The organism is Brooklawnia sp. (genome assembly GCF_032229645.1).
Classification (GTDB): domain Bacteria; phylum Actinomycetota; class Actinomycetes; order Propionibacteriales; family Propionibacteriaceae; genus Brooklawnia.
Map to the genome: position 1 here is coordinate 58702 of NZ_JAVTWX010000046.1, position 18919 is coordinate 77620.

Annotated in this window: 16 protein-coding genes and 2 tRNA genes; 5 read left to right on the forward strand and 13 right to left on the reverse strand. The window is 64.4% G+C overall.

Features of this window, described 5'->3' with window-relative positions; genetic code table 11:
- Positions 1 to 30 precede the first annotated feature (30 nt).
- The gene (locus AAFP05_RS03245) at positions 31 to 756 is read left to right on the forward strand and encodes an IclR family transcriptional regulator (RefSeq protein ID WP_341728421.1); all 726 of its coding nucleotides are present in this window, start codon (positions 31 to 33) and stop codon (positions 754 to 756) included.
- A gap of 158 nt (positions 757 to 914) precedes the next feature.
- Here AAFP05_RS03245 and AAFP05_RS03250 read toward each other — a convergent pair whose 3' ends face one another.
- From AAFP05_RS03250 to AAFP05_RS03270, 5 genes are all read right to left on the reverse strand, one after another.
- Positions 915 to 1808: an NAD(P)-dependent oxidoreductase gene (locus AAFP05_RS03250; RefSeq protein WP_341728422.1), complete on the reverse strand. Its 894-nt coding sequence runs from the start codon at positions 1806 to 1808 to the stop codon at positions 915 to 917.
- Between the two features lie 174 nt (positions 1809 to 1982).
- Positions 1983 to 3353 carry a sugar ABC transporter substrate-binding protein gene (locus AAFP05_RS03255; RefSeq protein WP_341728423.1) on the reverse strand — a complete coding sequence of 457 codons (1371 nt, stop codon included), beginning with the start codon at positions 3351 to 3353 and terminating at the stop codon, positions 1983 to 1985.
- Positions 3354 to 3361: 8 nt separating this feature from the next.
- The gene (locus AAFP05_RS03260; protein WP_341728424.1) at positions 3362 to 4300 is read right to left on the reverse strand and encodes a carbohydrate ABC transporter permease; all 939 of its coding nucleotides are present in this window, start codon (positions 4298 to 4300) and stop codon (positions 3362 to 3364) included.
- Between the two features lie 13 nt (positions 4301 to 4313).
- Positions 4314 to 5237: a sugar ABC transporter permease gene (locus AAFP05_RS03265; protein ID WP_341728425.1), complete on the reverse strand. Its 924-nt coding sequence runs from the start codon at positions 5235 to 5237 to the stop codon at positions 4314 to 4316.
- 25 nt (positions 5238 to 5262) lie between these two features.
- On the reverse strand, positions 5263 to 7419 hold the full coding sequence (locus AAFP05_RS03270) for an alpha-galactosidase (protein ID WP_341728426.1): 2157 nt from the start codon (positions 7417 to 7419) through the stop codon (positions 5263 to 5265).
- A 299-nt stretch (positions 7420 to 7718) separates the two neighbouring features.
- Here AAFP05_RS03270 and AAFP05_RS03275 point away from each other — a divergent pair, with 299 nt between their 5' ends.
- Complete coding sequence (locus AAFP05_RS03275; protein WP_341728427.1) at positions 7719 to 8891, forward strand: ROK family protein; 1173 nt, start codon at positions 7719 to 7721, stop codon at positions 8889 to 8891.
- Between the two features lie 56 nt (positions 8892 to 8947).
- Here AAFP05_RS03275 and AAFP05_RS03280 read toward each other — a convergent pair whose 3' ends face one another.
- The 5 genes from AAFP05_RS03280 to AAFP05_RS03300 form a co-directional block, all read right to left on the reverse strand.
- Entirely contained in the window at positions 8948 to 9541 is a 594-nt protein-coding gene (locus AAFP05_RS03280) for a methylated-DNA--[protein]-cysteine S-methyltransferase (RefSeq protein ID WP_341728428.1), read from the reverse strand.
- A 267-nt stretch (positions 9542 to 9808) separates the two neighbouring features.
- Positions 9809 to 9884 (reverse strand) — tRNA-Glu (locus AAFP05_RS03285).
- Positions 9885 to 9956: 72 nt separating this feature from the next.
- A tRNA-Gln gene (locus AAFP05_RS03290) sits at positions 9957 to 10031 on the reverse strand.
- A gap of 71 nt (positions 10032 to 10102) precedes the next feature.
- Complete coding sequence (locus AAFP05_RS03295; RefSeq protein ID WP_341728429.1) at positions 10103 to 11047, reverse strand: CPBP family intramembrane glutamic endopeptidase; 945 nt, start codon at positions 11045 to 11047, stop codon at positions 10103 to 10105.
- Complete coding sequence (locus AAFP05_RS03300; protein WP_341728430.1) at positions 11044 to 11883, reverse strand: fumarylacetoacetate hydrolase family protein; 840 nt, start codon at positions 11881 to 11883, stop codon at positions 11044 to 11046. Before AAFP05_RS03300 ends, AAFP05_RS03295 begins: the two co-directional genes overlap by 4 nt.
- 34 nt (positions 11884 to 11917) lie before the next feature.
- Between AAFP05_RS03300 and AAFP05_RS03305 the strand changes: the two genes are divergently transcribed.
- Positions 11918 to 13195: a thymidine phosphorylase gene (locus AAFP05_RS03305; RefSeq protein WP_341728431.1), complete on the forward strand. Its 1278-nt coding sequence runs from the start codon at positions 11918 to 11920 to the stop codon at positions 13193 to 13195.
- A 6-nt stretch (positions 13196 to 13201) separates the two neighbouring features.
- On the opposite strand, the gene cimA is transcribed toward AAFP05_RS03305, so the two are convergent.
- Together cimA and AAFP05_RS03315 are read right to left on the reverse strand one after the other, a co-directional pair.
- Positions 13202 to 14803 carry a citramalate synthase gene (gene cimA, locus AAFP05_RS03310; protein WP_341728439.1) on the reverse strand — a complete coding sequence of 534 codons (1602 nt, stop codon included), beginning with the start codon at positions 14801 to 14803 and terminating at the stop codon, positions 13202 to 13204.
- A gap of 133 nt (positions 14804 to 14936) precedes the next feature.
- A complete protein-coding gene (locus tag AAFP05_RS03315) occupies positions 14937 to 16019 on the reverse strand; it encodes a branched-chain amino acid aminotransferase (protein ID WP_341728432.1) in 1083 nt (360 codons plus the stop codon).
- A 124-nt stretch (positions 16020 to 16143) separates the two neighbouring features.
- On the opposite strand from AAFP05_RS03315, the gene AAFP05_RS03320 reads away from it, so the two are divergent.
- Entirely contained in the window at positions 16144 to 17211 is a 1068-nt protein-coding gene (locus AAFP05_RS03320; protein ID WP_341728433.1) for a 3-isopropylmalate dehydrogenase, read from the forward strand.
- 68 nt (positions 17212 to 17279) lie between these two features.
- Here the strand turns inward: AAFP05_RS03320 and AAFP05_RS03325 are convergent, their stop codons facing one another.
- Positions 17280 to 18080, reverse strand: a complete 801-nt coding sequence (locus AAFP05_RS03325; RefSeq protein ID WP_341728434.1) for a DUF3152 domain-containing protein — start codon at positions 18078 to 18080, stop codon at positions 17280 to 17282.
- A gap of 161 nt (positions 18081 to 18241) precedes the next feature.
- Between AAFP05_RS03325 and AAFP05_RS03330 the strand changes: the two genes are divergently transcribed.
- A partial coding sequence (locus AAFP05_RS03330; RefSeq protein ID WP_341728435.1) for an SPFH domain-containing protein occupies positions 18242 to 18919 on the forward strand: 678 nt, incomplete at its 3' end.

Genomic DNA, 18919 nt, shown 5'->3' on the forward strand with positions numbered 1-18919 from the left:
GTTCAAATAATGAGATGTTAGTCTCAGAGTATGGACGAATCCTCTGGGGTCGGGGTACTCGACAAGGCAGCGATGGTCTTGGCCGCACTCGAGTCAGGCCCGATGACACTGGCCGGGCTGGTGCAGTCGACCGGATTGGCCCGGCCGACCGCGCACCGGCTGGCGGTCGCGCTGGAACACCACCGCCTGGTCGGCCGCGACCTGCAGGGCCGCTTCGTGCTCGGCCCCAGGCTGGCCGAACTGGCTGCTTCGGCCGGCGAGGACCGGCTGTTGGCGACCGCCGGCCCGATCCTGGCCCGGCTGCGCGATATCACCGGCGAATCCGCACAGCTATATCGCAGGCAAGGTGACATCCGGGTCTGCGTGGCCGCGGCCGACCGGCCCTCGGGTCTGCGGGACTCGATTCCGGTCGGCAGCCAGCTCTCGATGAGCGCGGGATCGGCGGCACAGGTGCTGCTGGCCTGGGAGGAGCCGGACCGCCTGCAGCGCGGCCTGGTGAACGCGACCTTCTCTGCGGTCGGACTCACCGGAGTACGGCGCCGCGGTTGGGCGCAGTCGGTGGCCGAACGCGAGTCCGGAGTGGCTTCGGTGAGCGCTCCGGTGCGCTCCCCCGGCGGCAAGGTGATCGCCGCAGTGTCGGTCTCGGGCCCAATCGAACGGTTGAGCCGCCAGCCCGGACGCTTGCACGCACCGGCCGTGATGGCCGCCGCCGATCGGCTGAGCGAAGTGCTGCGGCGCTCCGGCTCCGACGAATAGCCAGCGAACGTGCACATCGTGTAGGTCTGGCGCCCGTCCCGGGCTGTGGGACTACACACTCCGGGGACGAGAAGCTGGCAGCGCCCTCGGCCTCAGGATTGTGTAGGTCCCGGTCCCGTCCCGGGCTGTGGGGCTACACAATCCGGGACGGAGACCGGTCAGGCCTGCTGATCCTGCTCCTCGATGTACTTCTGGACGATGGCGGTGTCGTCCCAACCCCAGCCCGCGTCGACGACGCCCTGGAAGGCATCGAGCAACCGATCGCCCTGAACGGTCGCAGTACCCGTACGACCGGCCTCGTCGAGGTAGGCCTTGAGATCCTTGATCCAGAAGACCGCTGCACCCGAAACCGAGTAGTCCTTGGCGATGAATCGTGGCGCCTTGTCATCCATGATCTTGCTGCCGGCATAGCCGCCCCGCATCAGATCGAAGAGCTTCTGCACATCCAGGCCGGCTCGCTCGGCCACCACGGCAGCCTCGGCGTTGGCGACGATGTTCGCGGCGCAGACCAGCTGGTTGCAGGCCTTCGCCACCTCACCGGCACCGGTTGGACCAAGATGCACCGGGCTGCCTGCGAGCTTCAGGTAAGGCATCGCCTTGGCGACCAGTTCATCGGAGCCGCCGACCATGATCGACAGCTTGCCTGCCTCGGCTCCGACCTGACCTCCCGAAACCGGGGCATCGATGACCCGCACCAGCCCGTTGGTCGAGGCGGAGACCTCCTCGTCCAGTCGACGCACCGCGTCCGGGGAGACGGTCGAGCAGACGACCAACAGTAGTTCCTGGTCGACACCGGCCAGCAGGCCGTTCTCGCCTTCCAGCACCGCCTGCACCTGAGGCACATCGGGCACCATGAAGAAGACGACACTGGCCTTGCTCGCCAGTTCCTTCGCGGTCTCGGCCCAAACAGCGCCGCCATCCAGCAGATCCTTGATGCGGTCGGAGCTGATGTCATTCAGCACCAGGGTGTCGCCAGCGGGCAGACCACCCAGCATGTGACGAGCGATGGGATGACCCATGGTTCCCAAGCCGATGAATCCGACAGTCGTCATCAATTCCTCCTTGAACGTATGCGGTTGGCCCAATCGTAGGGCACGAGTGCGCCCGTGGCAGGGGCCATTGCCATCAGTTGTCATGCACACAATGCACATGCCATGACAAATGACCCCTGCTCATCTCATCCGGCCGCACTATTCAATTAGGCATCTCGACCTAGTCATCTCGACCTAGTCATCTCGATCCCGGGCCATCATTTCGTTGACGCGGCTGTTGGCATCGGTCAGCGAAGCCGGGTCGGCCTGGAAGGCAAGCACCGCGGACATCGCCGGATCCATGATCGAGTCAACCTGCGCCCATCGGTCGACCACCGGCGAGGTCACTGCGGTTCCGTCTGTGATGTGCACGCTGAAAGCGTCCGCGTTGTATCCCAACTTCTTGAAGGCCTCGGCCGCTCGGTCACTGGACGAGGCGATCGCCGGGAAGACCACTGCCTGATCGGCGATGATGTTCTGGCATGCAGACGTGCCCATATAGGAGACCCAGGCCCAAGCCTCATCGGGATGCTCGGTGCCGATCCAGATGGAGTCGGCCAGGCCGTTCTGCACCGACGCACGGTTTCCATCGGGTCCGATCGGTGTCGGGATCACGTTGAACTGACCGACCCCGGTCGTCGTCGCCACCCCTGCCATATTCCACGATCCCTCGATCAAGGTCGCATAAGCGCCCGATTTCAAGGACTCGAGCGAGCCGACGCCAGACGAAGCGATCGCCAGGCTGGGCATATAGCCCTTGTCGATCAGCGAGCGCCACCAGCCTATGGACGTCTGGAAATTCGGATCGTCGTAGTTGAATACCGTGCCCCACGGGTTGGTGTCGGTCCACCGCCACTCGCCATTCGACAATGCATAAGGCGACCACTGCACCTGCCCGTAGCCGGACCCGGCTTCGTTGTAGCCGGTGCCGTAGACCGCGATCCGGGTCTTGTCGAAACCAGGCTCGTCGCCGCGCACGCCGTTCTTGTCGATTGTCATATGAGCGAGGAACTTCTCATATGTCCCGCCGTCGTCCGGATTCCATTCAAGACTCCAGACATCGTCGGCCGTGTAGCCGGCCTCGGCGAGCATCTCGGTGTTGTAGAACAGCGCCTCGGTATCCCAGTCTTTCGGCAGTCCATAGCGTTGTTCGCCACCTTGAGATACCCATTGACCGGCCAGCCCGTCTTCGAACTGCGTTAGGTCATAGCCGTCGGATTCGGCGTACGGATCCATATCGAGCAACTGGCCGAGCGAGGCATATGTGCCGAATCGCGAGGTGTGATTGACGAAGACATCCGGCGCGTTCTCGGCGACCATGGAGGCGGTCAGCTGCGTCCAATAGTCGGCCCAGCCGTACTGATCCAGTTGAATATGGACGCCAGGGTTCTGCGCCTCGAAATCGGTAGCGCACTGACGGTATCCGGGCATCTGCGCCGAGTCCCACATCCAGTAGCGTAACGTCACGCCATCCGCAGACGAGTCGCTGCCGCACGCGGTGAGCCCGGTCGTCGCCAATGCGGCGGAGAGCAGGACTGCCGCCAGGCGAACTCTGATTGGTTTCATCACTGACCTCACTTGATTCCGGTAAAGCCGATGGAGTTGACGATCCGCTTGCCGAGCACGCCGAACAGCACCATGATCGGCAGCGCCGCGACAAGCGTGGCCGCCATCAAGGCCGACCAGTCGGGTGAGCCCTGCGGCGTCTGCGAGCGGAAGATGCCGAGGGCGACGGTCAGCACGCGCACATCGTCGGCCTGGCCGACCAACAGCGGCCAGAAGTACTCATTCCACGACGTGATGAAGGTGAGTACTGCGAGCGTGGTGAGCGGAGCCGATGACATCGGGACGATCACCCTGAAGAAGACTCGGAACGGGCCGGCACCATCGATCAGCGCCGCCTCGTCGATCTCCTTCGGGATCCCGAGGAAGAACTGGCGCAAGAAGAAGATCGCGAACGGTGTCATGAAGAAGGTCGGCAGAATCAGCCCTGGGAACGTGTTCAGCAGACCGAGGTCCTTGATCAGCACGAAGTTCGGGATGGCCGTGAAGATTCCTGGCACCATCAGTGCCGACAAGAAGATGGTGAAGACCAGATTGCGGCGTCGCCAGGTGAGCCGTGAGAACGCGTAGGCGGCCATCGCCGAGAAGAGCACCTGGCCGATGGTTACGAAGAATGCCACGATGAACGAATTGCGCAGGTACAGCCAGAAGTTGATGGACGCGCCCGCACCGCCTTGGGCGATGGATTCCTCAGGGGTTGTGAGCCCGAAGACGCGACGATATCCGTCCAGGGTCGGCTCACTCGGCCAAAGCGCGCCGGGCTCCGCGAACAGTGCCCCGTTCGAGGTGAATGAAGTCCGTAGCATCCAATAGAACGGGAAGACCGTGACCAGCAGGATCAGGATGAAGACGGCCCATGCGACGTAGAAACCGGGCCCGTGCTTGCGTCCGGAGTGCTTGATCTCGGCCGGCTGAGTCCGGGTGGTGGGATTGTGGGTATCGGTGGTCATGATTGCTCCTTCCTCACAGCTCGTCCGACTCGTCCGCACGGGTCAGTCTCAACTGGATCAGCGAGACTCCGAGCAGGATGAGGAAGAGCACAACGGCCAACGCGGACGCGTAGCCGAAGTCCAGTTGCCCGAAGGCCAGGTCCCAGATGTAGTAGTTCATAACCCGGGTGGCGTTGATCGGGCCGCCCTGAGTGGTGACCGAGATCGTGTCGAAGATCTGGAACGAGCCGGTGACCGTCACCACCAGTACCATCGCCAGCACCGGACGCAGCAGCGGCAACGTAATGTTGAAGAACTTGCGCCCTTCGCCGGCACCATCGATATCCGCAGCTTCATAGACTGACGCATTGATCGTCTGCAGGCCTGCGAATACCAACAGTGCGGTGTATCCCATGTGGCGCCAGACATTGATGAATGCGACCGTGGGAATGGCCCAAGCGGATTCACCGAAGAATGCGATCTTGTCGATGCCGATTGCCTCGAAGAAGACGTTTACGATGCCGACCTGATAGTCCATCATGAAATACCAGACCAGTGCGACGACAACATTCGCCACGAAGTATGGCAGCAACGCCACACCGCGCAGGAAGGTCGAATTGGTCAAGCGCTGCATCAATACCGCCAGTCCGACAGCGATGATGGTCTGGAACCCGATGTTCAGCAGCACATAATAGAGAGTCACTCCAAGCGCGTTCCAGAACAGCGGATCCTGGACCAACCGCACATAGTTGTCCACACCCGTCCACTCGGGCGGAGTGAGGACGGAATAGTCGGTGAATGAATAGTAGAGGCCGCGCAACGCGGGCATCAGATAAAAGAAGAAGAAACCAATCGACGCCGGCAACAGAAAAGCTGCCGCCAATCGAGTCTGATCGTCCCTCTTGTTAGTACGCGACCGTGGCTTCTTCGCCACGGCCGGTGGGGCCGCAGTTGTCATGATTTTCCTTAGGTGAAAGGTGGGATTACATAGCGGTGAGGTCCAGCAGAATGGTTCGCTCCGGATCCAGGTCGGGGAATCGAATACCGGCTTGTCCAAGGACGGTTCCGGGCAGGGTCAAATCCCGTCCCCACCACGGCACCTGGAAGTCGTCGCGGCAACGAACCGACGATTCGACTCCCTCGGGTAACAGTTCGGCCACCCGATAGGTGGCCTGTGGATCGAGGCCCGGCAAGCACAGCGGCGGGGTGGGCCGCTGTGCCGATGTGGTCGTACGGGTGATCGCAAAGATCGCCCGGTTCTGGTCGGCGGCCACGACCCCATGCACCCGGTAGCCGCGATCGGGGTGATCGGCGTGCACCACCCGTCCGCCATGCAGCAGGGGCCGCAGCTGCTTATGCAGTTCGACCCACGCCTTCAATTCGGCTCGTTCATCGGGACCGGCGGTCGTGATGTCCCATTCGATGCCCATGTGCGAGAACATCGCGGTGGACGCACGCAGGCTCAGACTCGTGGTTCGGCCAGTGGTGTGCGAGACCGTTGCGCCGATATGACTGCCCACCATCTCGGGCGGCAGCAGCAGAGCAGTGCCCGGGTCGATCAGCTGGCGTTCAATCGGGTCGATGCAGTCCGACCCCCAGACACGCACGGCGCGGCTCATCATCCCCAGATCGATGCGTCCTCCCCCACCGGCGCAGGACTCGATCTCAAGTCCCGGGTGGAAGGCCAGCAAGGCGTCCATCAGCGCATAGGTCGCCCGCACCTGGTCGTGGTAGACGGGCCGGCGCGACCTGGGCGAGATCGCCTCATAGAGATCTCGATTGAAGTCCCACTTGATGTAGTCGATGCTCGTGTCGGCGAGCACCCGCTGCATCTGGCCGAGCACGTGCTCGTAGGCGCCGGGATTGGTCAGATCGATGACCTGCTGATGGCGGGCCTCGATCGGCAGATGGCTGCGCGGACGCAGAATCCAATCGGGATGGGCCCGGGCTGCGTCGGAGTCGAGGTTGATCATTTCGGGCTCGAACCACAGGCCGAACTGCATGCCTTTCTCATGCACTGCGTCGGCCAGCGGCGCCAGTCCATTCGGCCAGACCTCGTCGGAGACGACCCAGTCGCCGAGCCCGGAGCGATCGTCCCGGCGCGAGCCGAACCAGCCGTCGTCCAGGACGAACCGCTCGACGCCGATCTGTGCCGCCTGATCCACCAGTGTGAGCAGTCGCGGCAGCGAATGATCGAAATAGACGGCCTCCCATGCGTTCAGTGTCACCGGGCGTGGGGTGGTCGGGTGGGATGGGCGGGCGCGCAGCCAATCGTGGATGCGTCCGGCGGCCTGGTCGAGACCGTTTCCCCAGGTCGCCACAAGCCAGGGAGTCTCGTAAGACTGCCCCGCATCGAGGACGATCTCGCCCGGCATGAGCAGCTCGCCGCCCATCAGGGTCTGAAAACCGAGAGTGTTGCGCTCGGCGAGGGTCTGAACGTTGCCCGACCATGCGACATGCACGTAGTGAGTCAGACCCGTGCGCCACCCGGTGGACGGCTGACAGGTCCCGTGGATACTCGACAGCGCATGCCCACGAGCCACCCGCAGCGTCCGCAGGTGGGTGCCGATGGTGAACTCGTGGGTCTGGATATCCCGCTCTCGCAGATGGTGACCGGTCTGATCGATAATCCGGGACTCCATCGCAGGGGTCGGCAGCGCTAATAGCAGCGAATCGAGCGCGTAACCGTCGACACCGGTGTTGGTCAGCGTGCCGCGCAGCCGCAGCAGTCCGGAATCGGCCAGCTCAAGGTGGAGAGTCAACTCGACGCCCGATTCTGCGTCGTAGGCACGACAGTCGGCCTGGCCGGCCGAACCGTCGGCGCTTTCGTCCCCAGTGGCGACCGATCGGACGACGAACTGCGGGAAGAGCATGCTGCCGTTCCGGGCACCGACGAGCCCTGGGGTACCGTCCCAGCCCTCACTTTGTTGCGGAACCAAAGATAGTGACGCTGGTGCGTCCAATACGGACCCCGCGGTGAACGGTACCTGCGAGGCGGCGAAGTCGGCCACCTGGTCGGGTCCGATCGGCCCAAGGTCCGGCCCCCAATAAATGACCGCTGGCAGGCCTACTTCCGGAACGGTGAGAGCCACTGAGGTGCCGCCTCTGCGAAGGTGCAGGAGCGCTGGCATATCGGTCATGCGGGGCCGTCCTCATCATCGATCGGCAGCGGTAGCTAGGCGCCGTTGCCATAGTTTCTTATGTCAAGAAAGATACAACGCGCACGGGCCGCTCCGCAAGCCCGGCAAAGACAATTCCCGGCTTTCGGTCGGCAGCTAGCAGCCACGTTCTTGGGCCGCAGATCAAGCTGTCGAAGTGGCTGGACGCCGGAGCGGCGGCGCATGATCGGCCGCAAGCCGAGACGACCGGTTAGAGTGTCAGCAGGAGACCTGTCCCGGGTGTGGCCAGCATCTCTGGCCCGTGCTCATGAGGAGGTTTGGTGCTCCGCTTCTACGATGACTCCGCGCTGGCGGTCGCCGCTCATGTTCTGATCGAGGGACCGGTCTCGCGCGCCGATCTGGCGCGCGAGCTCGGCTTATCCGGCGCCACTCTCACCCGTTTGGTGCGTCCACTCATCAACGGCGGACTGATCGACGATGGTGGCATCGGGGTTCCCCAGACGGGAGTGGGTCGCCCGACCCAACTACTCGAGATTCCACCCGCCGAGCATCATTTCGTCGGTATCAATCTCACCTCGACGACCGTGCATGCCGCGCTGACCGATGCGCGCAGTCAAGGACTCGCCGGTCAGGCCACCAAGTTGCGCAGCACCGATCCACACAGCGTCGCCGAACAGATCCGCGAGACCATCGCGACCCTCGTCGAACAGCAGCAGTCGGGCTGGCAACACCTGCGCGGCATCGGGATCTCGCTGGGCGGGCAGGTCTCGGGTGGCGTGGTTGAGCACAGCCGCTTTTTCGGCTGGGACGATGTCGATCTGCTGTCAATGGTCGGACCGGTGCGGGATCTGCCTGTGCTGCTGCACAACGATCTGGTGGCTCTGACGATGCTCGAGCAGTGGTTCGGGCTGGGCCGTACCCATCCCAGCTTCATGGTGACCTCGGTTGGTTCGGGTATCGGGCACGGTCTGGTGCATCACGGACGCGCAGTGGATCCAGTCTTTCGAGGCCACGGCACGACCAGCCACATTCCACTTGCCGGAGCGCACGGGGTCTGCCAATACGGACACCTGGGTTGCGCGAATGGGGCGCTGACCACCGGGGCGGTGCTGTCCCGAGCAGGCGCCGGCCGATCCATCACCGTGGGTGATTCGCGTCCTCATGATCTGGACGACCTTGTCGCGTTGGCTCGGGCGGGCGACCTTTCGTGCTGCAATGCCATCGCCGAGTTCAGCCAGAATCTCGCCACCTATGTGCAAACAGTCTGCAGTGCGGCGATGGTGGTCGACGCAGTGCTCGACGGCGAGGCCGTGCCCCTGCTGGAAACACCCTGGGCGTCCGGATTCGACGAGCAGCTGACCCGCTTCCACAACCCCAGACTCCCCGCTCTCAACGTCCACCGGCGCTCGGGCAGCTTCGAACGCTGGGCACGCGGCGCCGCTGCCACCGCGATCGTCCACTGGCTTGAGACCCAGGTCGATCTGCAGCGCTGACTCGCGCTGAACGCTCCTCGGGTCGTCAGGGCGCCGTGGTCGGTGACCCGGCAATCTCAGGCCGCGTTGCCCTCGAGTTCGAGCAGGGCACGCTTGGCATCCAGTCCCCCCAGATAGCCACCCAGACTGCCATCGGTACGCAGCACCCGATGGCACGGCACGACCAGCGGCAGCGGATTGGCGGCGCAGGCCGCTCCGACCGCGCGCACCGCCTGCGGGTTCCCCACCATCTGGGCAACCTCTTTGTACGATCGAGTCTGTCCAAAGCCGATCTGCGGCAGGTAGCGCTGCACCTGCTGCCGAAATCCGGACGATAGGGCGTAGTCCAGCTCTAGATCGAACACCCGGCGCCGGCCGGCGAAGTATTCGTCCAACTCGGACGCTGCGCTATCCAGGCGGCTGGGAGATTCGAGGATTCGGGGGCTGAGCTTCGACGCCAGCGAGTTCAGCACGGCGTCGAAGTCCTCCCGTTCGAAGGCCACCCGCACCAGCCCGACCGGTGTGGCAGCCAGCAGCAGCGGCCCGATCGGGCTATCGATCACCCGATAGCCGATATCGCACAGGCCAGCATCGTATGCGGAGGCCTCCAAGCGCGCGTGCAGGGCAGCGAGCTCGGTCTCAGTGACCGGAAAGATCTCGGTATCACTCATTGGTCTCCTCCTGGATTTCGGTCCCCGAGAACCGTGCGGCAAACGCGCAGCACGGCGGCCCCTGCTGCTTGACGGTTGTTTCGAACGGCTCTTTGATCCTCATTACACGGTAGACGCGCACGGGACGCAAGGCGTGAGATCGGACTGTTGCGAGATCGCTCGGGCCACCGCGACGACCGCGGGAAGTCCGGAGATGAAGAAACGCCACAGCTAGTCGCTGCGGCGTTCGTCACCTGGTCATTTGGGCGGAACATCGTTCCACCGTTCTGGTAGCCCCGAGCGGATTCGAACCGCCGTTACAGCCTTGAGAGGGCCGCGTGCTAGGCCACTACACTACGGGGCCAGGTCATCTTCAGTTGTGTTTGCCGGACCTTTGGCTTGGTCCGGCGTCCAGCAGTCTAGCGGGCTAGCTTACTGGTTGGGGTACCAGGACTCGAACCTGGACTGACGGAACCAGAATCCGGCGGGCTGCCAATTACCCCATACCCCAGCGCTGCTCCTTGCGGCGCAACGACAGCTAAACTTACACGACCGTCATTCCGCTACGCAAATCGGGTGGCATCAGCCCTTCGCAGGTCCCGGCGTGACCACCGCTACCCGCATCCGCCGGCCGACCAGCCAGGCCAGCACGGCGACCAGACCGTAGGCGAGCAGATTCCAGCCGGTGGTCTGCCAGGTCGACACCTGAAGAGCCCGCACCTGCGCAACTCCCCCGCCTACGGCGGCATATCCGAAGGCGAAGACGTTGTTGATCGCATGCGCCGCGATAGCAGCCTCCAGGCCACCGGTGAGCACCACCAAGGCACCTGCCAGCAACCCGAAGCCCAGCCGGTCGACGAAGAGCGGCAGATCCTGGGCGCCATGCATCGCCGCAAAGATGAGGGCCGAGATCGCCACCGCCAGCCACGGGCCGCGGCTGATCATGCCGCAGACCTGCAGCAGATATCCCCGGAACAAGAACTCCTCCCCCGCTGCCTGCAGCGGTGAGGTGACCACGATCACCAGCAACCACCAACCGAGATGCTCGCTTGACTGCCAGGTGGGCGGATCGGATGCCTTGGAGATCCAGTAGACGACGTTGAGCCCCACCGTCGCCACAAGGGCACAGACGATGGCGTACCGCCACCGGAAGCCTGGCTGCACCGAACAAAGCCAGCGTGGATGCCGCCGATGTACGTAGCGCACCACGTACATGCACAGCACGATCAGCGAGGCGATCGCCAGATGCGTCGCGATCATGCCGTCGATCACCTCGAACTGCAGCGCTGCGGTGCGGAAATCGGCGAAACTGCCGGGCATGCCGCGCAGCAGCCAGGTTGCCCCGAGCAGCAGCCACGCCACCACGGGCAGCAAGATCGTGTAACCGGCGAGAGCGACCAGCAGCCCGCCCAGGCCTTTGATGGCACCGTCTGAGATCGGCTCGATCCGCAGCACTCCCGGATAGCTGAGCCCCGGCGCCGGATCGGTTAGTTCAGAGGTATCGCCACCCCATAGCGCTGCCTTCACCGGGTCGTCCCGCTCTCAGCGGCCTCGGAATCATCCCGGTCGTCCATGACCGGATTCGTGAGCGTGCCGATGCCGTCGATCTCCACGCTCACCGACTGGCCGGCGACCAACGGACCGACTCCGGCAGGGGTTCCGGTGAGCAGCACGTCACCGGGAAGAAGCGTCGCGAACGCCGAGACGTAGGCGATCAGCTCGGGGATCGAGAAGACCATCTGGCTGGTGTTCGCGTCCTGCTTGACCGCGCCGTCGACGCTGGTGACCAGTGACAGGTCGGCGGCTTCGTCCGGGCTGAGATGGGTGACGATCCACGGCCCCAGCGGGCAGAACGTGTCGAAGCCCTTCGCCCTGGTCCACTGCCCGTCGCTGCGCTGCAGATCGCGCGCGGTGACGTCGTTGGCGATGGTATAACCGAAGATCACTTCGGCGGCCCGCTCCACCGGCACCTTGCGGCAGAACCGGCCGATCACCACGGCCAGCTCACCCTCGTAGTGCACGTTCTGGCTGAGCTCCGGACGCACGATAGCGTCGTCCGGACCGATCACCGAGGTGTTCGGCTTCATGAAGATCAGCGGTTCGGATGGCACCTCGCCATCGAACTCGGCGGCGTGCGCGGCGTAGTTCTTGCCTACCGCGAGCACCTTGCTGCGCGGAATAATCGGTGCAAGCAGCCGAGCGTCCGCCAATGCGATCCGTTCGCCGGTGTAGTTGACCGGACCGGCGAGCGGATCGCCGTCGATCACCGCGATGGTGTCCGGAAACTGGCCTTCGTCGGCTTCCAACTCAACGATTCCAAAACGAGGATCGGCGCCGGCAACGGCGAATCGGGCTATGCGCATGCCCGCAGTCTAGTGGGCCTCTACTGTGGCCGATATGAGCCCATATACGGCGGTCGAACTCATCCGGGCCAAGCGCGATGGCCGACCGCTGGACGATGCCGCCATCGAGTGGCTGATCTCCGCCTTCACCAATGGCGAGGTCGCCGACGAGCAGATGGCCGCGATGGCGATGGCGATCTTCTTCCGTGGCCTGGACGATCGGGAGCTGGCCTGCTGGACGCGGGCGATGATCGCCACCGGCTCCCGGATGGATTTCAGCAGCTTGACCCGGCCGACGGTCGACAAGCATTCCACCGGCGGCGTCGGCGACAAGATCACGCTGCCGCTGGCCCCGCTGCTGGCCGCCTGCGGCGCCGCTGTGCCGCAGCTGTCCGGACGCGGCCTGGGGCATACCGGCGGCACCCTCGACAAACTCGAGTCGATCCCCGGCTGGCGAGCACAACTGAGCACTGCTCAGTTGCTGGCCCAGCTCGACGACGTCGGCGCGGTGATCTGCGCCGCCGGATCCGGTCTGGCACCAGCCGACAAGCGGCTTTACGCTCTTCGTGATGTCACCGGTACTGTCGAGTCGATTCCGTTGATCGCCAGTTCGATCATGAGCAAGAAGATCGCCGAGGGCGCCGACGCACTGGTGCTGGACGTCAAGGCCGGCAGCGGAGCGTTCATGAAGAACCTCGAGGACGCTCGCCAACTGGCCACCAGGATGGTCGAGCTGGGCAGCGCCGCCGGCGTGCGCACCGTGGCGCTGCTGACCGATATGAACACTCCGCTGGGTTGCACGGTGGGCAACGCCCTCGAGGTACGTGAGGCGATCGAGGTGCTGGCTGGTGGTGGTCCCGGCGATGTCGTCGGACTGACGGTGGCGCTGGCCAACGAGATGGTCTCGCTGGCCGGCCTGAACGCCGATCCGGCCGATGTCCTGGCAAACGGCCAAGCCATGGATACCTGGCGGCGGATGATCCGCGCCCAGGGCGGTGAGGTGGATGCCCCGCTGCCGACGGCCAGGTTCACCGACGAATTCACGGCCGCCACGGCAGGCATCGTGACCACGATGGATGCGATGGCCATCGGGACCGCCTCGTGGCGGCTGGGTGCCGGACGGGCCCGTCGAAACGATGCCGTGCAGGCTGCCGCAGGCATCGAACTGCTGGTGCGTCCCGGCGATCGCGTCGCGGCCGGGACGCCGCTGCTGCGGCTGCACACCGACACGGCCGAGGCTTTCGGCCCGGCCCGCGAAGCGCTGGGCAGCGCCATCACGATCGGCATCGAGGCACCGATCGTCCGGCCGCTGGTGATCGACCGGATCGGCTAGCCAGGGTTACTCGGCCGACCCAAAGCCCCTGATCAAGCCGTAGGCATAAGCCTCCGCGAGCGCCTCCCATGATGCCTCGATGACGTTGGTGCCAACCCCAACCGTCGTCCAGCCATGCACGCCATCGCTGGTGTCGATGAGCACGCGCACCGTGGCGTCCGTGCCGCGCACCTCGTCGAGGATGCGGACGCGATAGTCGACCAGCTCGTATCCCGCGATTTCGGGGTAGGCGGGCAGCAGTGCCTTCACGAGGCCTTGGCCGAGCGCGTTGACCGCGCCGTTGCCCTCACCGATAACCAGTTGCCGCTCACCCTTGGCGATCAGCTTGACCGTGGCTTCCGAGCTGTCACGGACGATGCCATCGTCGGCGGTCTCCTCGGTTACCACGCGCCAGCTGATCAGGTCGAATGGTGCGGTGAGCTGGCCGGTCATCGAACGCACCAAGAGTTCGAAGGACGCGTCGGCGGTCTCGTAGGAGTAGCCGTCCGCCTCACGCTGCTTGATGACATCGGTGACCTGTCCGGCGAGCTCGCGGTCCTCGATCTCCAGGCCCAGCTGGGCCGCCTTGATCTGGATACTGGCCCGTCCGGACATGTTGCTGATCAGCATCCGCATGTCGTTACCGACCAGACCGGGCTGCGTGTGCTGATAGAGGTCTTCGCTCACCTTGATGGCGCTGGCATGCAGGCCGGCCTTGTGGGCGAACGCCGAATGCCCGACATAGGGCTGGCGGGTCAGGTGCGGCTGGTTGGCGATATCGGCGATCGCGTGACTGACATGGGTGAGCTCGGCCAGCTGGGGATCGGACAGCAGCGGCCAGCCGTACTTCAGCTGCAGATCGGCGATCAGGGTTGTCAAATCCATGTTTCCGGTGCGCTCACCGTAGCCGTTGATGGTGCCCTGGACGTGCATGACGCCCGCCTCGACCGCAGCCAGAGAGTTCGCGACCGCGCATCCGGAATCGTTATGGCAATGCACGCCCAGGTCGACCCCGACCCCTGCCGCGGCAGAAACGACATCGCCCATCCAGCTGGGCAGCATGCCGCCATTGGTGTCGCACAGAATCACGATCTCGGCACCGGCCTCGGCCGCCGTGCGGATCACCTCAAGGGCGTAGCCGCGATTGGCACGATAGCCATCAAAGAAGTGCTCGCAGTCGACGAGCACCTTCTTGCCCAGCCGCGTGAGGTAGGTGACGGTGTCGGTCACCATCGCCAAATTCTCCTCCAGCGTGGTGCGCAACGCTTCGGTGACATGTTCGTCGTGCGACTTGGCGACCAAGCAGATGTATTCGGTGCCGGCGTCCACCAGGCCGGCCACCTGCGGATCGGTGGCGGCGGTGCCGCCGGCCTTGCGAGTGGCTCCGAATGCGACCAGCTTGGCGTTGACGAGCTTCAGTTCGGTCTGAGCGCGAGCGAAGAACTCGGTATCGGCCGGATTCGCGCCCGGCCAGCCGCCCTCGATGAAGGTGACTCCGAGCTCGTCCAGAATGCTGGCAATCCGGAGCTTGTCTTCGACGGACAGTTGGATTCCCTCTTGCTGAGCACCATCGCGCAGCGTGGTGTCGTAGAGGTGAAAGCGCTCCGGCATGACCGGCGTCGTGGGCATCGGACCTCCCGTTGGATGGTTGAACGGTGCACCGCCCTCGGCGCGCCGCTCTCCATCGTCCCCATCCAGGCCCGTCATTCCAAGTCAGTCTCGCCGGTTGGGACGCCCGAGGTCGCCGCCCCCGATCGGCGGGCTAGACGACCTGCTGCATCCAGCCGTGCGTATCGGCGATCCGTCCGTACTGGATGTCGAGCAGATGGTTGCACAGCGGGATGGTGTGGGTGGCCTTGTCAACATCGATCACATACTCCGCGTCCGGGCTCTTGAGCGAGCGGATCGGCGTGATGACCGCCGCGGTTCCGCAAGCGAAGAGCTCGCGGATCGCGCCGGATGTGATGCCGGAGGTGACCTCTTCGAGGCTCACCTGGCGCTCGACCGGCTTCAGGCCGAGTTCGGGAGCCACCGTCAGCAACGAGTCACGGGTCACGCCGGGCAGGATGTTGCCGTTGAGTTCGGGAGTGACCAGCTCGTCGTCCGCGGTGATCATGAACAGGTTCATGCCGCCCAACTCTTCGATCCAACGCTTCTCGGCGGCGTCCACGAAGAGCACCTGGCTGCAGCCCTGCTGATAGGCGAGTTCCTGAGGCAGCAAGGACGCGGCGTAGTTGCCACCGCACTTGGCCGAACCGGTGCCGCCCGGGGCCACGCGACTGTACTGGGTCGACAGCCAGATGTCGACCGGCGCGACACCACCAGAGAAGTAGGAGCCGACCGGACTGGCGATCACCGCATAGAGCACCGACTGCGCCGGGCGCACACCCAGGAAGTTCTCGGCGGCCATCATGAACGGACGCAGGTAGAGGCTCTGCTCGGCGCCTCCCGGCACCCAGCGCGCATCGAGCGCCGCCAACTGGCGAACGCTGGTGACGAAGTCTTCGGCGGGCAGCACCGGAAGCGCGAGACGACGCGCCGAATTCTCAAAACGCTTCGCGTTGGCTTCGGGCCGGAAGAGCCAGACCGAGCCGTCGGAGTGGCGGTAGGCCTTGAGACCCTCGAAGATCTCCTGCGCGTAGTGGTAGACGGCGCTGGCCGGCTCCATCGATACCTGGGCATAGTCGGTCAGGCGGCCGCCGTGCCAACCCTCTTCCAGGCTCCACTTCGCAACAGCCATGTGATCGGTGAAGTACTGGCCGAACCCGGGATCGGCCCAGACCCCTTCGATCACGTCATCGCCGAGGAAGCTCGGATTGTCAGGAAAATCGAATGACAGCGCCATGGCCTCAACCTTAGGGCCTGACGACCGACCACCTGGTCGCAGGGGCACATCGTGGTCCGGCCGAGTGCCGGTCAAGGCTGAGATCGCGGAGGCGACGCCGGACCCAGCCGATACCATTCACGCCATGACTGCTGAGACTGTGCGTCCGACGATTGCCGTGATTCCCGGGGACGGTATCGGTCCCGAAGTCGTGACCGAGGCGCTCAAGGTGCTGACGGCCGCGGTCGGCGAGCACACCTTCGAGTTTCGTCATTACGACCTGGGCGCCGACCATTGGCTCGCCACCGGAGAGGTGCTCAGCGACGAGACCCTGGCCGAACTCTCACAAGCCCAGGCGATCATCCTCGGCGCAGTGGGTGCGGCCCCAGGCAGCACCACCATCCCCAGCGGCCTGCTCGAACGCGGACTGCTGCTCAGGTTGCGTTTTGCCTTCGATCAGGATGTCAACCTTCGTCCATCGAAGAGCTACCCGGGCGTGGCCAGTCCGTTGTCGGACGAGGTCCTGGCCAAGGGCATGATCGACTTCGTTGTGGTGCGCGAAGGTACCGAAGGACTCTACGCGGGCAACGGCGGCACGCTTCGTCAGGGCACCGCGAACGAGGTCGCCACCGAGGTCAGCGTGAACACCGCGCTCGGTGTCGAGCGAGTGGTGCGCTTCGCCTTCGACCTGGCCACCCGTCGGCGGGGCCACCTGACGATGGTGCACAAGCACAACGTGCTGGTCAATGCGGGAGGCCTGTGGAAGCGGGTCTTTGCCGAAGTCGCGGCCGAGTACCCGGAGGTGACCACCGACTACCTGCACGTCGATGCCGCCACGATCCACCTGGTCGCCAACCCGTCCCGCTTCGACGTCATCGTCACCGACAATCTCTTCGGCGACATCCTCACCGACGAAGCTGCAGCGATCACCGGCGGCATCGGGCTGGCCCCGAGCGCCAACATCAACAGCTCACGCACCTTCCCATCGATGTTCGAGCCGGTGCACGGCTCGGCGCCCGACATCGCCGGCCAGGGCATCGCCGATCCGACCGCCGCGATCTCATCGATGGCGCTGCTGCTCGACCATCTGGGCAGCCACGAGGCGGCATCGCGTATCGAGGCCGCGGTGAGCGCCGACATAGCCGAGCGGGGCAGCGCGAAGCGCTCGACCTGTGAAGTCGGGGACGCGATCACCGCGCGAGTACTGGGCTGAGGACCCTCCGCCCTGAGCCTCGTCCGTATCGGATTCGGCCGGCCTTCGCCCAGAACTCGGACCGAAGGTCAGCCGTTCTTCTCCCCGGTGACGTCGGGCCACGGATTCGGCACGCAGCCGTTCAGATAGATGCTCTGCTGCTGCATCACCGGAGAAGGCTCGCCATCGGCCGGGCAGGTCAGATGGCCGAAGCCGAGATAGTGGCCGACTTCATGGTTGATCAGGTAGCCGCGGTAGTCATCAAGCGGATAGCCCTCCCAGGTGGGAGTCGCGAACCACCAGCGGTCCGAGTTGATGAAGACCTGCGAGCCGACCCGGCAGTTCCAGTTGCCCACGGTGTCGAGCTCGCCGCAACCCGCGTCGACGGTGGGCGGCGAGGCCAGTTTGAGCACCAGATCGGCCGAGGACGGATCGTTCACCAGGTGAAAGGCGACCCCGTGATAGCCAACCCAGCCACGCGGTGAGTCGAGAATCTGCTGAATCTGCCGCGCCGTCTCGTCGGGGTCCACGCCAGTGCCCGTCTCGACCTGCAGCACGTATCTGCGCACATCGGGCTGCTGCGTGGCCGGCGCGATATCGATCGTATTCGTCGCGAACTCGCCGGTGCCGGTGATTCCCGAGTGCTTCATGCCGTCGGCATCGATGCTGGCAGGCGCCGGCCCGATCGCGGTGAGTGTACCCGCGCCCTCACCTGCGGCGGGCTCACCGCTGGTCGGCTCGGTGACCGCAGGAGTCGGCTCAAGGCTCTGGGTGGACGCAGCCGTCGATGCGGGACCGACCGATTCTGTCCCTGGGATGTCGTCGCCAGAGCCGCAGCCCGCCAGCAGCAGCGTCGCCACGATCAACCCCGTCCATACGCGCGATGCCATGGCTGCAACGCTATCGCCATGTGTTCGGCTGCACTATTCCGGCCCGCGTAATCCTGCAAGTCTCTATCCTCGATAGTGACTGTTGCTTCAGCAGGCCGCGTCGTCAGATGCGATCCTTCCTCAACGGCCATCGACTAGAAAGGTGCCTCACCATGGGCCTGATGGACAAACTCCGTGGCGAACTCGTCGACATCATCGAGTGGCTCGAGGATTCGCGCACGCTGCTGGCATGGCGGTTCCCTCGCTATCAGAATGAGATCAAACAAGGCGCACAGCTGATCGTCCGCGAAGGACAGATCGCGATATTCGTCTACCAAGGCCAACTGGCAGACACCTTCGGCCCCGGCAGCTACACCCTCAACACCCAGAACCTGCCGATCATGTCCACCCTGCAGGGCTGGAAGTACGGTTTCAACAGCCCATTCCGTTCTGAGGTCTATTTCGTCAACACCCGGCCGGTCACCGACCTACGCTGGGGTACCCCGACTCCGATCACGTTGCGCGATCCCGATTTCGGCATGGTCCAGATGCGCGCAAACGGGCTGTGCGTGGTTCGCGTCCAAGACCCCGTGATCTTCCTGCGCAGGGTCATCGGCACCGATTCATCGGTCGACATCGACGAGATCACCGAGTTGATCCGGCGCGAGATCAGTCAGGCGCTGTCCGAACTCGTCCTCGGAACCGGGGTGGGTGCCATCGACCTGCAGTCGCACCAGACCGAGCTTTCAGGCAAGTTGCGCGATGTCGTCGCCTTGCGAGTGGACGACGAGTTCGGCCTGGCGATCGAATCGATCACCATGACCGTCTCGCTGCCCGACGAGATCACCCAGGCGATGACC

Coding starts and splice junctions, on each gene's coding strand:
- AAFP05_RS03250 (WP_341728422.1), bottom strand. CDS start 1,808: ATGACGACTGTCGGATTCATCGGCTTGGGAACCATGGGTCATCCCATC.
- AAFP05_RS03245 (WP_341728421.1), top strand. CDS start 31: ATGGACGAATCCTCTGGGGTCGGGGTACTCGACAAGGCAGCGATGGTC.
- AAFP05_RS03260 (WP_341728424.1), bottom strand. CDS start 4,300: ATGACCACCGATACCCACAATCCCACCACCCGGACTCAGCCGGCCGAG.
- AAFP05_RS03255 (WP_341728423.1), bottom strand. CDS start 3,353: ATGAAACCAATCAGAGTTCGCCTGGCGGCAGTCCTGCTCTCCGCCGCA.
- AAFP05_RS03305 (WP_341728431.1), top strand. CDS start 11,918: ATGAGCCCATATACGGCGGTCGAACTCATCCGGGCCAAGCGCGATGGC.
- AAFP05_RS03320 (WP_341728433.1), top strand. CDS start 16,144: ATGACTGCTGAGACTGTGCGTCCGACGATTGCCGTGATTCCCGGGGAC.
- AAFP05_RS03265 (WP_341728425.1), bottom strand. CDS start 5,237: ATGACAACTGCGGCCCCACCGGCCGTGGCGAAGAAGCCACGGTCGCGT.
- AAFP05_RS03300 (WP_341728430.1), bottom strand. CDS start 11,883: ATGCGCATAGCCCGATTCGCCGTTGCCGGCGCCGATCCTCGTTTTGGA.
- AAFP05_RS03315 (WP_341728432.1), bottom strand. CDS start 16,019: ATGGCGCTGTCATTCGATTTTCCTGACAATCCGAGCTTCCTCGGCGAT.
- cimA (WP_341728439.1), bottom strand. CDS start 14,803: ATGCCCACGACGCCGGTCATGCCGGAGCGCTTTCACCTCTACGACACC.
- AAFP05_RS03325 (WP_341728434.1), bottom strand. CDS start 18,080: ATGGCATCGCGCGTATGGACGGGGTTGATCGTGGCGACGCTGCTGCTG.
- AAFP05_RS03270 (WP_341728426.1), bottom strand. CDS start 7,419: ATGACCGATATGCCAGCGCTCCTGCACCTTCGCAGAGGCGGCACCTCA.
- AAFP05_RS03280 (WP_341728428.1), bottom strand. CDS start 9,541: ATGAGTGATACCGAGATCTTTCCGGTCACTGAGACCGAGCTCGCTGCC.